At 69.7% G+C, this 13,880-nt stretch carries 10 protein-coding genes and 1 pseudogene; all 11 read right to left on the reverse strand.

The features are described 5' to 3' along the window. Positions 1–20: 20 nt before the first annotated feature. A complete protein-coding gene (locus ACPWT1_RS03525) occupies positions 21–3,131 on the reverse strand; it encodes an efflux RND transporter permease subunit (RefSeq protein WP_427914034.1) in 3,111 nt (1,036 codons plus the stop codon). Then, positions 3,128–4,345, reverse strand: a complete 1,218-nt coding sequence (locus ACPWT1_RS03530; RefSeq protein ID WP_427914035.1) for an efflux RND transporter periplasmic adaptor subunit — start codon at positions 4,343–4,345, stop codon at positions 3,128–3,130. The genes ACPWT1_RS03525 and ACPWT1_RS03530 overlap by 4 nt, the downstream gene beginning before the upstream one ends. Before the next feature lie 13 nt (positions 4,346–4,358). After that, a complete protein-coding gene (locus ACPWT1_RS03535) occupies positions 4,359–4,520 on the reverse strand; it encodes a hypothetical protein (protein WP_427914036.1) in 162 nt (53 codons plus the stop codon). Then, on the reverse strand, positions 4,478–5,536 hold the full coding sequence (locus ACPWT1_RS03540) for a TolC family protein (protein ID WP_427914037.1): 1,059 nt from the start codon (positions 5,534–5,536) through the stop codon (positions 4,478–4,480). Before ACPWT1_RS03540 ends, ACPWT1_RS03535 begins: the two co-directional genes overlap by 43 nt. Positions 5,537–5,772: 236 nt before the next feature. Beyond that, the gene (locus tag ACPWT1_RS03545; RefSeq protein WP_427914038.1) at positions 5,773–6,927 is read right to left on the reverse strand and encodes a hypothetical protein; all 1,155 of its coding nucleotides are present in this window, start codon (positions 6,925–6,927) and stop codon (positions 5,773–5,775) included. A gap of 374 nt (positions 6,928–7,301) precedes the next feature. Continuing rightward, positions 7,302–7,994 (reverse strand): 5'-methylthioadenosine/adenosylhomocysteine nucleosidase, encoded by a 693-nt coding sequence (locus ACPWT1_RS03550; protein ID WP_427914039.1) that lies wholly within the window; start codon positions 7,992–7,994, stop codon positions 7,302–7,304. Between the two features lie 135 nt (positions 7,995–8,129). Then, positions 8,130–9,735 (reverse strand): annotated as a pseudogene (locus ACPWT1_RS03555) (ABC transporter substrate-binding protein). Between the two features lie 18 nt (positions 9,736–9,753). Continuing rightward, positions 9,754–10,779: a dipeptide ABC transporter ATP-binding protein gene (locus ACPWT1_RS03560; protein ID WP_427914040.1), complete on the reverse strand. Its 1,026-nt coding sequence runs from the start codon at positions 10,777–10,779 to the stop codon at positions 9,754–9,756. Then, complete coding sequence (locus tag ACPWT1_RS03565) at positions 10,776–11,795, reverse strand: ABC transporter ATP-binding protein (protein ID WP_427914041.1); 1,020 nt, start codon at positions 11,793–11,795, stop codon at positions 10,776–10,778. Before ACPWT1_RS03565 ends, ACPWT1_RS03560 begins: the two co-directional genes overlap by 4 nt. Positions 11,796–11,933: 138 nt before the next feature. Further along, positions 11,934–12,848, reverse strand: a complete 915-nt coding sequence (locus ACPWT1_RS03570; RefSeq protein WP_427914042.1) for an ABC transporter permease subunit — start codon at positions 12,846–12,848, stop codon at positions 11,934–11,936. Between the two features lie 4 nt (positions 12,849–12,852). Then, positions 12,853–13,857: an ABC transporter permease subunit gene (locus ACPWT1_RS03575; protein WP_427914043.1), complete on the reverse strand. Its 1,005-nt coding sequence runs from the start codon at positions 13,855–13,857 to the stop codon at positions 12,853–12,855. Positions 13,858–13,880 lie beyond the last annotated feature (23 nt).

Genomic DNA, 13,880 nt, shown 5'->3' on the forward strand with positions numbered 1-13,880 from the left:
GGGACCGAGCCCCGCCGCCCTCACTCCGCGCCAGCCGGTGCTTCGACCAGCGCTGCGGCTTCCCTGCGCACCGCCGCCTTGCGACCGAACCAGGCGACGTACAGCACCGGCAGCACCACCAGCGTCAGCAGCGTCGCGGTGATCAGGCCGCCGATCACGACGATGGCCAACGGGCGTTGCGTCTCGGAGCCGATCTCGTGCGACAGCGCCATCGGCAGCAGGCCGAGAGCGGCGAGCATGGCCGTCATGAGCACGGTGCGCAGCCGCTGCATCGAGCCCAGGCGCACCGCCGACAGCACGTCGGCGCCGTTGGCGCGCAGCTGCTGGAACACCGACAGCATCACCACGCCATTGAGCACGGCCTGCCCCGACAGCGCGATGAAGCCGATCGCCGCCGACACCGACAGCGGGATACCGAACACCCACAGCGCGACGAAGCCGCCGATGAGCGCCAGCGGCACGTTGACCAGGATCAGCGCGGCCAGCTGCACCGACTTGAAGGCGTCGAACAGCAGCACGAAGATCAGCAGCAGCGAGATCGGCACCACCACCGACAGCCGCTTCATCGCCCGCTCCTGGTTCTCGAACTCGCCCGACCAAGTGATGGTGTAGGAGTCCGGCAGCTTGATCGAGCGGTTCACGCGCGCCTGCATGTCCTTCACCACCGACCCCATGTCGCGGTCCTTGATGAAGATGCCGATGGCCATCGTGCGGCGGCCGCTCTCGCGGGCGATGTTCATCGCCCCGCTCACCTGCCGGATCTCGGCGACCGCGCCCAGCGTCGTGTAGCCGCCATCCGGCGTCGGGATGATCGTCTGCGGCAGCGCAGCCAGTGCGCGCTTCGGTTCGGGCAGCCGCACCGCGACCGCGAACTTGCGCTCGCCTTCCCAGATCTGGGTGGCGGCCTTGCCGGCCAGCGCGGCCTCGACCACGTCCTGCACGTCCTGCACGTTCAGGCCCAGGCGCGCGGCGCGATCGCGGTCGATGTCGATCACCACCTGCGGCAGGTCGCCCAGGCGGTCGATCTCGGCCCGGTAGACGCCGGGCACCTGCTTGATCTCGCGCTCGATGTCCTGCGTCACGCGGCGCAGTTCCACCAGGTCGTCGCCGGCCACCTTGATCACGATCTGGCCGTCGATCTGCGAGATCGACTCCAGCACGTTGTCGCGGATCGGCTGCGAGAAGCTCGGTTCCATGCCCGGGATGGCGGACACCGCGCGGTCCATCTGGTCCAGCAGCTGCTCGCGCGTGAGGCCCTTGCGCCATTCCTCGGCCGGCTTGATGTCGACGAACACCTCGGCCATCGAGATCGTCTTCGGGTCGGTGCCGTCCTCCGGCTGGCCGGCCTTGGACACCGCCGTGCGCACCTCGGGCACCGTCAGCAGGGCGCGGCGCACGTCGTGCAGCACGCGGGTGGCCTCGTCGTTGGAGATGCTGGAAGGCAGGCGCAGGTTGACCCAGATCGTGCCCTCGTTCAGCTCGGGCAGGAATTCCGACCCCAGGCGCGAGGCCGCGACCAAGGCCAGCGCGAACGCGCCCAGTGCCAGGCCGATCACCAGCTTGCGGCGCGCCAGGGCCCAGCCGAGTACGCGCTCGTAGACCGACTTGCAGGCCGTGACGAGGCGGTTGTCGCCGTGCGGCAGCTTGCGCTTGAGCATCCACAGCGCCAGCAGCGGCACCAGCGTGAGCGAGAACACGAGCGAGCCGACCAGGGCGGTGGTGACCGACAGGGCCATCGGCTGGAAGATGCGGCCCTCGTGGCGCTGCAGCGCGAAGATCGGGATGTGGGCCGCGATGATGATCAGCATCGAGAACAGCGTCGGCCGTCCCACCTCGTTGGCGGCGTCGGCGATGGTGGCGCGGCGCTCGGCCGGGCTCATGTCCTCGCCGCGCTCCGCGAGCCGGTGCATCACGTTCTCGATCACGATCACCGCACCGTCGACGATGATGCCGAAGTCCATCGCGCCCAGCGACAGCAGGTTGGCCGGCACGCCCATGATCTTCAGGCCGAGGAAGGTGGCCAGCAGCGCCAGCGGGATCACCACCACCACGGCGAGGCTGGCACGCAGGTTCGACAGGAACAGGTACAGCACCAGCGAGACCAGCAGCGCGCCTTCGACGAGGTTGCGGAACACCGTCGACAACGTCTTGCCCATCAGCCAGGTGCGGTCGTAGAACGGCACCACCTGCACGCCCTTGGGCAGCCCGCGCTCGTTCAGCTGCGCGATCTTTTCCTTCACGCCCTTGAGCACCACGCTGGGGTTCTCGCCCTTGCGCATCACCACGATGCCGGTGACCACGTCGTCGTCGTTGTCCTGGCCCACCGTGCCCAGCCTGGGCACCGAGCCCAGGTTCACCTGCGCCACGTCGCGCACCAGGATCGGCGTGCTGCCGCGGGTGGCCACCACGATGCGGCCGATGTCGTCGGGCGAGCGCAGCAGGCCGATGCCGCGGATCGCGTACTGCTGCGCGCCCTGCGCGACGTAGCTGCCGCCCGCGTTGGAGTTGCCGCGGCCCAGCGCATCCAGCAGATTCTGGAACGTGAGCTTGGCCGCGCGCAGCTTGTCCATGTCGGGCTGCACTTCGTACTGCTTGATGTAGCCGCCCATGGCCACCACGTCGGCCACGCCGGGCACCTGCCGCAGCGTGCGCTCCACCACCCAGTCCTCCAGCGTGCGCAGCTCGGTGGTGCTCAGGCCGTCGCCGCGCACCCGGTACCGCATGATCTCCCCCACCGGCGTGGCGTTGGGCGCGATGCTCGCCTCCACGCCGGGCGGCAGGTCCACCGAGCGCAGCCGCTCGTTGACCTGCGCGCGCACCGCCAGCACGTCGGCCTTGTCGTCGTAGGTGACCACGGTGAACGAGAGGCCGAACTGGGTGTGCGAGAACACGCGGATCGAATTGGGCAGGCCCGACAGCGCCACCTCGATCGGCAGCGTCACCTGCTTTTCCACTTCCTCGGCCGCGCGGCCGGGATAGAGGGCGATCACCGTCACCTGCGTGTCGGTGACGTCGGGGAACGCCTCCACCGACAGGTTGCTGAACGCGATGACGCCGGCCAGCGCGAACAGCAGCGTGCCCAGCACCACGAACAGTGGCTGGTGCAGCGCGAAGTGGATCAGCTTCTTCATTTCGCGGCAGCCTTGTCGCCCGAGGGTGACGGCGGCGCCCCGGCCGCACTGACTGCCGCAGCGGGTTCGTTGCCCGCGGCATCGCGCAGCAGTGCGTACTGGCGCGCCAGCAGCAGCGTGTTCCCGGTCACGACCAGCTCACCGGCCTCGAGGCCGCGGCTGACCAGGACTTCCTTGGGTCCCTGCCAGCCGATGGCGATGTCGCGCGGCTCGTAGGCACCGGGGCGCACCTGCACGAACACCGATTGCCGCGTGTCGCGCAGCAGCACGGCCGATGCGGGCACCACCACGCCGGCGCCGGGCGTGCGCTCGACACGTGCGGTGGCCAGCATCTCGGCCTTGAGCTTGCGGTCGGGATTGGCGATCAGGCCGCGGACCTTGATGGTGCGCGTGGCCGCGTCGATGAAGTCGGCCGCCGCGATGACCTTGCCTTCGAATTTCTCGCCCGGCAGCGTCGGCACGACCAGTTCGAACGCGGCGCCGGGGCGCAGCGTGCCGGCCTCGGTCTCGCGGGCATCGATCTGCACCCACAGCGACGACGGATCGCTCACCACGAACAGCGGTGGCACGCCGGGCCCCATCTGGTCGGGCCGCAGTTCCTGTCCGGGCGTGAGGTTGCGCTCGACCACCACGCCGGCGATGCCCGAGACCAGCGCCAGCCGCTGGTCGACCCCGCCGGTGCGCGCCCCGTACAGGCGCGTGCGGGCTTCGGCCCGCTGCACTTCGGCCTGCGCCCGGGCGGCGTCGGCCTCGGCCTGCTCCAGTTCCTTGCGCGCGGTGACGCCGGCCTCGAACAGCTCGCGCTGGCGGGCCAGCGACTTGCGGGCCAGTTGCGCGTCGACCTGCGCCTTGGCGGTGTCGGCCTGCGCCACGCCGAAATCGGGCGAGGCGAGCTGCGCCAGCACGGTGCCGGGCTTGACCGGCTGGCCGACGTCGGCGCTGATCTTCGCGACGCGCCCGGCAAAGGCGGCAAAGATGCGCTGCGTGCGGTCCTCGTTCCAGACCAGTCGGGCGGGCAGTTCGACGGTGAGCGTGCGTGCCGGCGCGGCGGGCGTGACACCCAGCTGCGCCAGCTGCGGGTGGTGGTCCGGATAGACGACCGTGCGGCCCTGCAGGGTCGGCGCAGCCGGCTCGGGAGCGCTGCGCGGCTCGTCGCGGCAGGCGGCCAGTCCGAGCGCGGCGGTGACGAGGAGGACGAGGATGGAGCGGTTCACGATGGCTTGGGTCTCACGGTGTGGCGCTGGCCTGGCGCAGTTGCCAGGCGGCCTGTGCGCGCGCATGTTCGGCGCGCGCGGCGATGTCGTCCAGGAGCACGGCGCGCAGGGTGCGACGGGCGTCGATCAGGTCTACCAGCGGCAGCGCACCCTTCGAGTAGGCCAGCTCCGCCATGCCCGCGACCTGGCGGTCCGCGGCACGATGGACTGCTCGAACTCGGCGGCGCGGGCGGCGGTGGCGCGCAGTTCCTCGCCGAGGCGGCCGGTCTCGGCCAGCGCCGCGCGGCGCGCCTTTTCCAGCTGGTCCTGCGCCTGGTCGAGGCCGGCGCGGGCGCGGGCAATCTCGCCCTCGTAGTTGTAGCTGCCCAGCACGCCGGCCAGCGGCATCGACAGGCGCAGTTCCACCAGGCGATTCGAGGTGCCGGGCCAATGGTCGATGGAGGAGCCGATCGTGACGTCGTTGCGGCGCAGCGCCAGCGCGTTGTCGAACGCCGCCTGCGCGGCCTCGACGCGCAGCCGGGCGGCCCGCACGTCGGCGCGCTGCTCGGGGTCGGGCTGCGCGCCGGCATCCGCGGTGACCGGGGGCCAGCTCGCCTCGACGGCGAACTCGCCGCGCTGGCCAAGCAGCTGGCCCAGCGCGAGCATCGCCCGCACGCGATCGGCCTGCGCGGCGCGCAGGTCGGCCTCGGCGCGCCTGGATTCGATCTCGGTGCGCAGGCTCTCCTGCTGGGAGATGTCGCCGGCGCGCTGGCGCCGGCTGGAGGCCGCCGCCAGGTCGGCGGCGCTGCGGGTGATGTCGGCGACCTGCAGCACGCGCTCCTGCGCCGCGGCGAGATCCCAGTAGGCGGCGGCGACGGCGATCTGCTGCTGGACCACCACTTCCTGGAAGTCGGAGGCGGCGGCGTCGGCGGTGCGCGCTGCGGCGCGGGTGCGCAGCTCGCGCTTGTTGCCCCGCTCGTAGGTCCAGTCGACGCCGACCGACTTGTCGATCCGCTTGTCGCGCAGCAGGTTGCCGGGGCCGATGCCGTGTTGCAGGTCCATCTGGCTCGCCTTGGTGGTGAGCACGGGCGCCGGCGCATGGTCGGCGGTGGCGACATCGGCCCGAGCGCCCTCGACGGCCCGGCGGGCGATGGAGACCTCGACGGTGTCGCGGGCGGCCTGCATGGCCTGCGGGAAGGTGAGCACGGGCATGGCGGCCTGCGCGCAAGCCCAAACGGGCGGGCAGAGGCAAGCCGCCAGAACCAGCTTCCGGATTTTCATGGTTGGGGTTATCCGCAGGAGCCCTGACCCGCTACTGACACCGGCGTGCGTAGAAGCACGTATCGATCCGGCACGTGGGCGCAGGAAGGCCACCGGGCGGGCAGCGCCGCCGGGTGGCGTCAAGGAAAAAGGGCCGGCACGGCGGCGGTGCCGCGACGGCGAACCGGTCAGCCCAGGGCCGCCTTCATCGTGGAGCCCCAGACGTTGCCGCCGCTCATGTTGGTCTGCGCGCTCCAGCAGAACAGGCCGCGGATGTTCGGGTGCGCCGCCTTGATGGTGGCCCACTCGCGCGTGCAGTCGCTCAGCGACGGTCCGTTGCTGTAGTTCGCCGACAGGCCGACGACGACCTGCGACTCGCCCAGCGCGCGCGACCACGTGTCGACGGAGTTCGCGATGTAGCCCACCGCGTTGAAGCCGCTCCAGTCGTAGTGCTGGGGCGCGGCATAGGTCAGGAGGCCGGCGTTCTTCAGCGCCACCATCAGGTTCTCGTCCAGCGTGCCGGCGGCACCCGCGGGCGAGGTGATGGCGAAGTTGGGGCCGTAGGTCGCGCGCAGCTGCTGCGCGATCCAGACCATCTCGGTGCACATGGCCGAGACGTTGCCCGAATTCATGATGCCGGCTTCGTAGTTGTTGAAGTCGACGCCGTCGATGCCGCCGATCTGGCTGACGATGGACTTGATGGAGTTGACGCAGTTGGTCGACTGCGTGCGGTTCGTGTAGACGAAGCCCAGGCCTGCACCGCCGACCGTGAGGATCACCTTCTGGCCGCGCTGGCGCACCTGCTGGATCTGCGCCGCGGGCACTTCGCTGGCAAACGGCCAGGTCCAGGAGCCGTCGCCGGTGTTGGTGCCGCCGTTCTGGGCGTTGAACAGGTAGATGACGTTGAAGTCCAGCGGCACGTCGGTGATGCGGTACGACGTGTCCCAGGCGGTGTAGTAGCAGCCCAGGATCTTGGACGGCAGGCCGCCGATGGTGGATCCGGTGGTGGTGGTGCTGGTGCTGGCCTGCTGCGTCGTCTGCGTGGACGTCTGCGTCTGGCTGGTCGACGCCTGCGTCTGGGTGTTCGAGGCCTGCGTCGGCGTGCTGGTGCTCGTGCTCGTCGTCGGAGTCGCGGCCGTGGATGTCGTGCCGGCCGTCGCGGCAGTGGTCGCGACCGGCGTGCTGGCGGCCGTGGTGCCGACAGTCGTCCCCGCAGCCGTGTTCGCGACGTCGGTGCTCGCGGCCACGTCGGCGGCGGTTCCACCGCCGCCCCCGCCACAAGCGGTGAGCGCAGCAGCAGCGGCAGATGCAGATCCGGACAGGAGGAACAGGCGACGTTTCAAGGCAGGGGCTCCGTGAAGGGCCTGCGCCGGGAGCGATGCCGGGCGGGCCGATTGCAGGCGCTGACTCGTCTGCGGGCCGGAAGAAACCGGTGGTGCGCAGGAGGCTCAGCAGGAGCCGGGACTCTAGTGTCGGCAGGGTCCTACAGGCCAGTAGGCGACCGACTACAAACGTAAGAAAACATGAGCTTCCGCAGGTGCGGCAGAAGTCACACCACCTCGCCGCATCGTGGTGCGGATGCGGCTCAGCAATTCGGCAATGGCTGAGCCATCGAGGAGCTCGACGTCGAGCCAGTGGCGGTGCAGATGCCCGCACGGCGCGGCGCACGTGCAACAGCGCGCGGGAAGCTCGCGCGCAGATGGTTACGTTTTCCTGCTCAGGCGAGCAGTGCGCGGACGACGGCGGCCGAGTGCCGGCTGGCCACGTCGCGGATGAAGGTGGCGAAGTCGATGTGCGCCATGTCGTCGGCGCGGTCGGAGATCGTGCGCACGGCGGCGAACGGCACGCCGCAGTCGTGGCACACCTGCGCGAAGGCGGTCCCTTCCATCTCCACGGCCAGCGCGGCGGGCAGGGCCGCCTGCAGCGCGCGGCTTTCGCCGGTGGTGGCCACGAAACGATCGCCACTCACCACCAGGCCGCGGTGCAGGTGCACGCCCGGCAGGGCGCGCGCGGCCGCCGCGGCGACGCGCGCCGTCAGTGCGGCGTCGCAGGCGAAGGTGCTGGTGCCATACAGCGGCACCTCGAAGCGCGGGAAGATCGGCGAGGCGTCCAGGTCGTGCTGCAGGAAGCGGTCCGCGACCACCACGTGGCCCACGTCCACGCCGGGCGCAAGCCCGCCGGCGACGCCAGTGAACACGATCTCGTCGACGTGGAAGCGTTCGACGAGGAGGGTCGCGGTGGTGGCCGCCGCGACCTTGCCGATGCGCGAGAGCACCACCACGACCTCACGGCCATGCAGGTCGCCCACGAAGAACTCGCGCCCCGCGGCCACCTCCTTGCCCTCGTGCGGCATCAGCGCCAGCACCGCGGCGAGTTCCTCCTGCATGGCGGCGACGATGGCGGTGCGCATCGCCGCAGTCTACGACCGCAGGTCGAACCGTTCGCGCGGCGCAGCGCGCGGCGCGAACACACCTTGAGCGAGGATCCGGCTCCGCCGGTCCTCGTTCAACTGATCAAACAACCAGAGTGAAATCGCGCAGCGATTTCACTGTGACTTGATATCCACGCCGTAGAAGGTGTGGCGCCCGAACGGGCTGAGCTTGAAGTCGACCACTTCCTTGCGCACGGGCTTGAGCTGCACGGCGTGGGCGATCGTGAACCAGGGCGCCTGCTCCTTGAAGACCACCTGCGCCTGCTTGTAGAGGCGGTCGCGCTCGGACCTGCTTCGTCTCGACCTTGCCCTTCTGGATCAGGTCCTCGAAGGGCTGGTAGCACCACTTCGACACGTTGGAGCCGTTGTTCTTGGTCGCATCGCAGCCGAGCAGCACGGCCAGGAAGTTGTCCGGGTCGCCGTTGTCACCGGTCCAGCCCAGCATGCCCATCTGGTGCTCGCCGGCCTGCATGCGCTTGCGGTACTCGCCCCACTCGAAGGTCTTGATCTCGGCCTTGACGCCGATCTTGGCCAGGTCGGCCTGCATCAGCTCGGCGATGCGCTTGGCATTCGGGTTGTACGGGCGCTGCACCGGCATGGCCCACAGGTCGGTGGTGAAGCCGTTCGCGAGGCCGGCCTGCGCCAGCAGCTTCTTGGCGGCTTCCGGATCGTACGGATCGTCCTTGATCGCGTCGTTGTACGCGGACATGGACGGCGGCAGCGGGTTCTTGGCCGGGATGCCGGTGCCCAGGTACACGCCGTCGAGGATCGCCTTCTTGTTGATCGCCATGTTGACGGCCTTGCGCACGCGCACGTCGTCGAACGGCTTCTTCGTCACGTTGTACGCGAGGTAGCCCACGTTCAGGCCGGGCTGCTCCAGCACCTTCACGTTGGGGTCCTTCTTCATCGCCTCCAGGTCGGCCGGGTTCGGGTACGGCATGACATGGCACTCGCCCTTCTGCAGCTTGGCCCAGCGCACCGACGCATCCGGCGTGATTGCGTAGACCAGGTCATCGATCTTCGCCTTGCCGCCCCAGTACGGCGCCCAGGCCTTGTAGCGGATCACCGCGTCCTTCTGGTACTGCACCAGGTAGAACGGGCCGGTGCCGATGGGGTCCTGGTCGATCTTCTCGGGCGTGCCGGCCTTGAGCATGGCGTCGGCGTATTCCTTGGACTGGATGGCCGCGAACGGCATCGCCAGGTTGGACAGGAACGGCGCCTCGGCCTGGTTCAGCGTGATGCGCACCGTGGAGTCGTCGACCTTCTCGATCGCCTTCACCAGCCGCGGGAAGCCCTGGTCGTTCCAGTACGAGTGGTTCGAGCTGGTGACCTTGAAGTACGGATTGCTCTCGTGCCACATGCGGTCGTACGAGAACACGATGTCGTCGGCATTGAAGTCGCGCGTCGGCTTGAACGCGCGCGCGTTGTGCCACTTCACGCCCTTGCGCAGGTGGAAGGTGTAGACCTTGCCGTCGGCGGAGATGTCCCACTTCTCGGCGAGGCTGGGGACCACCTTGGTGCCGCCGCGCTCGAACTCCACCAGGCGGTTGTAGACCGGCTCGTTGGCGTCGAACGAAGTGCCGGTGGTGTTGACGCCGGGATAGAAGTTCTCCGGGCTGCCTTCGGAGCAGAACACCAGCGTCTTGGCCGAGGCGCCGGCGGCGCAGACGAGCGCCAGGACGGCCAGGGCGACCTGCTTGCGGGAGGGGAACGTTTGCATCGAGCTTCTCCTTCAGTGCTAGCGCGCCGCTGCGGCGCTGGGGGTTTGATTATCGGAAGCACGCGGGGCGGGAAAACCCGAGCGCAGGAAGTCGTCGGCGAAGTGGCAGGCGACGCGGCGTTCGTCGACCAGGCGCGCTTCGGGACGCTCGGCGCGGCACCGCTCCACGGCATAGGGGCAGCGGGTGGAGAACACGCAGCCCGCCGGCGGCGCCAGCGGCGAGGGCAGCTCGCCCTGCAGCACGATGCGGCGCTGGCGCGAACCGACACCGGGCGTCGACGCCAGCAGCGCCTGCGTGTACGGATGCAGCGGCTGCGCGAACAGCTTGTCGCGCGGGCCCTGCTCCATCACCAGGCCCAGGTACATCACCAGCACGTCGTGCGCAATGTGGCGCACCACCGCGAGGTCGTGCGAGATGAACAGGTAGGCCAGCTGGTACTTCGCCTGCAGGTCGGCCAGCAGGTTCAGCACCTGGGCCTGGATCGACACGTCGAGGGCCGATACCGGTTCGTCGGCGACCAGCAGCTTGGGTTGCAGCATCAGTGCCCGCGCGATGGCGATGCGCTGGCGCTGGCCGCCCGAGAACATGTGCGGATAGCGGTTGGCGTGCTCGGGCCGCAGGCCCACCTGCGCCAGCATCTCGCGGGCACGGTCGGCGCGCTCGGCCGCCGGCAGGTCGGTGTTGATGGCCAGCGGCGCCTCCAGCACCGAGCCGATCTTCTTGCGCGGATTGAGGGACGCGTACGGGTTCTGGAACACCAGCTGCACCGAGCGCCGCAGGTGGCGGCGCTCGCCGGACGGCGGCTGCACTGCGTCGATGCCATCGAGCAGCAGGCGGCCGTCGGTCGGCTTCTCGATCAGCGACACCATGCGCGCGAGCGTCGACTTGCCGCAGCCCGACTCGCCCACCACCGCCAGCGTGCGCCCGGGCGCGATGCTGAACGAGATGCCGCCCACCGCCTGCAGCTGCGCCGGCGGCTTGAACAGGCCGCGCCGCACGCGATAGACCTGGCGCAGATCCTGTGCTTCGACGACCACGCTCATTCGGACGCCTCCGCCCCGACCGGGGCGTCGTGGGCGCGCGCGGCGTCGCGCTGCGGATCGCCCAGCGGGTAATGGCAGCGCACCTGCCCGCCCTGCCAGGGGCGCAGCTCGGGCCGCACGGCACGCGAATGCGCGGTGCCATAGGCGCAGCGCGGCGCGAACAGGCAGCCGGTCGGGCGGTCGAACACGCCGGGGACGACACCGGGAATGGTGGCCAGCCGCTGCCCGGCGTCGCCGCGCTCGGGCAGGGCCGCCAGCAGCGCCTCTGTGTAGGGATGCTGCGGCTGGGCGAACAGCGCATCGGCGGCCTGTTCCTCGACCACCTGGCCCGCGTACATCACGGCGACCCGGTGCGCCATCTCGTGCACCACGCCCATGTTGTGCGTGATCAGCACCAGGGCCATGCCGGTGTCGGCCTGCAGCCGCTGCAGCAGGTCGAGGATCTGCGCCTGGATCGTGACGTCGAGCGCGGTGGTGGGCTCGTCGGCGATCAGCAGGCGCGGGTTGCACGAGATCGCCATCGCGATCATCACGCGCTGGTTCATGCCGCCCGAGAGCTGGTGCGGGTAGTCGCCCATGCGGCTGGCGGCGGCCGGAATGCCGACCTGCTCAAGCAGCTCGATGGCACGGCGCCGTGCACCGGCCCGGTCCAGCGGCAGGTGCAGCCGCAGCGTCTCCACCAGCTGGTCGCCGATGGTGAAGCAGGGGTTGAGGCTGGTAGTCGGGTCCTGGAAGATCATCGCCAGGTCCTTGCCCACGAGCCGGCGGCGCTGCGCCGGCGAGAGACCGAGCAGGTCGTGGCCGCCGAAGCGAAGCGCCTTCGCCCGCACCCGCCCCGGATGCCCGACCAGCCCCATCAGCGCCATCATCGAGACGCTCTTGCCCGAGCCCGACTCGCCCACGATGCCCAGCACTTCGCCCTGGTCCACCTTCAGGCTCACGCCTTCGACCGCATGCAGCACGCTGCCCTGCGTGGGGAAGTCGACGTGGAGGTCTTCGATCTCAAGCAGGGGCATGAAAGTCAATGCGGACAGCCGAACGCAAAAGACGCAGAAGGGACGCGAAAGACGCGAAAAAACTCATCTTTCAAGGGGTGTCTTTCGCGCCTTTTGCGCACTTTTGCGTCTTTTGCGTTCGGATGTCCGTCTTCAGTTTCATCGTTTCAGCTTCGGGTCGAGCGCGTCGCGCAGGCCGTCGCCCAGCAGGTTGAAGGCGAGCACGGCGATCAGGATCATCAGGCCGGGGAAGGTGACTACCCACCAGGCGCGCAGCACGAACTCGCGCGCGTCGGCCAGCATGGTTCCCCACTCGGGGGCGGGCGGTTGCGCGCCCAGGCCCAGGAATCCCAGCGCGGCCGCGTCGAGGATGGCGCTGGACACGCCCAGCGACGCTTGCACGATCAGCGGCGCGGCGCAGTTGGGCAGCACTTCGCTGAACATCAGCCGCAACGTGCCCGCGCCGCCGACGCGCGCGGCCATCACATAGTCCTTGGAGATCTCGGTCACGACCGCGGCACGCGTGATCCGCACGTAGTGCGGCAGCAGCACCACCGCGACGGCGAGCATCGCGTTGACCAGCCCCGGCCCGAGGATGGCCACCACCACGATCGCGAGCAGCAGGCTGGGCAGCGTGAGCAGGATGTCCATCGCCCGCATGATCGCGATCTCGACGAAGCCGCGGGCGAAGCCGGCCGCCAGGCCCAGCGACACGCCGGCCAGCAGCGAGATCGCCACCACGCCCAGGCCGATGGACAGCGACAGGCGAGCGCCGTGGACCAGGCGCGAGAGGATGTCGCGGCCGATCGCGTCCGTGCCCAGCAGCGCCTGGGCGCTGCCGCCGTCCTGCCACACCGGCGGCTTGAGGAACGCGGCGCTGTTGGTGTCCTGCGGCGCATGCGGCGCGATCCACGGCGCGAACACCGCGGTCAGCAGCAGCAGCACGATGACCACGAGGCCGATCACCGCGCCGCGGTTGGCGCTGAAGGCGATCCAGAACTCGCGCAGCGGTCCGGGCGGAACCTGCGTCGGCGCGCCGGCGGGCAACGTCAGGGCGTCGGGAATGTCGGCCATGGGGTCAACGGCGGATGCGCGGGTTGATGAAGCCGTACGCCACATCCACCAGCAGGTTGACGAGCATCACGACCGCACCGAGCAGCAGCAGGCCGCCCTGCAGCACCGGGTAGTCGCGGCGGCTGATGGCGTCGATCAGCCACTTGCCGACGCCCGGCCACGAGAAGATGGTCTCGGTGAGGATGGCGCCGGTGAACAGCACGCCCACCTGCAAGCCGATGACGGTGACCACCGGGATCAGCGCGTTGCGCAGCGCATGCACGCCGACCACGCGCAGCGGCGGCAGGCCCTTGGCGCGCGCGGTGCGGATGTAGTCCTCGCCCAGCACCTCCAGCATCGCCGAACGCGTCATGCGTGCGACCACGGCCAGCGGGTTGGTGCCCAGCACGATGGCGGGCAGCACGAGGTGCTTGAGCGCCGAACCGAACGCGCCCTTGTCGTCGCTGAGCAGCGCATCGACCAGCAGGAATCCGGTCTTCGGCTCGATGTAGTACTCCACCGCGATGCGCCCCGACACCGGTGTCCAGCCCAGCTGCACCGAGAACAGCAGGATGAGCAGCAGGCCCCACCAGAAGATCGGCATCGAGTAGCCGGTGAGCGAGGTGGCCATGACGCCGTGGTCGAACACCGAGTTGCGTCGCACCGCCGCGAGGATGCCGGCCGGGATGCCCAGCAGCAGCGCGAACACGATCGCGCACAGCGCCAGTTCCACGGTGGCGGGGAACAGCGCACCGAACTCCTGCAGCACCGGCGCCTGCGTGATCATCGACTTGCCCAGGTCGCCGTGCAGCACGCGGCCGATGTACTGGCCGTACTGCGTCCACCACGGCCGGTCCAGGCCGTACTCGTGCACCAGCGCGGCGTGCCGGACCGCGTCGATGCCGCGCTCGCCGGCCATGGTCTCGATCGGGTCGCCCGGCACCAGCCGGATCAGCACGAACGCCAGCAGCGTCATGCCGATGAAGGTCGGGATGACGAGGGTCAGGCGGGTGACAAGGAAGCGAAGCATGGGCAGCGGATCGTGGAACGCAA

The sequence above is a fragment of the Ramlibacter sp. MMS24-I3-19 genome (genome assembly GCF_050320135.1).
Classification (GTDB): domain Bacteria; phylum Pseudomonadota; class Gammaproteobacteria; order Burkholderiales; family Burkholderiaceae_C; genus Ramlibacter.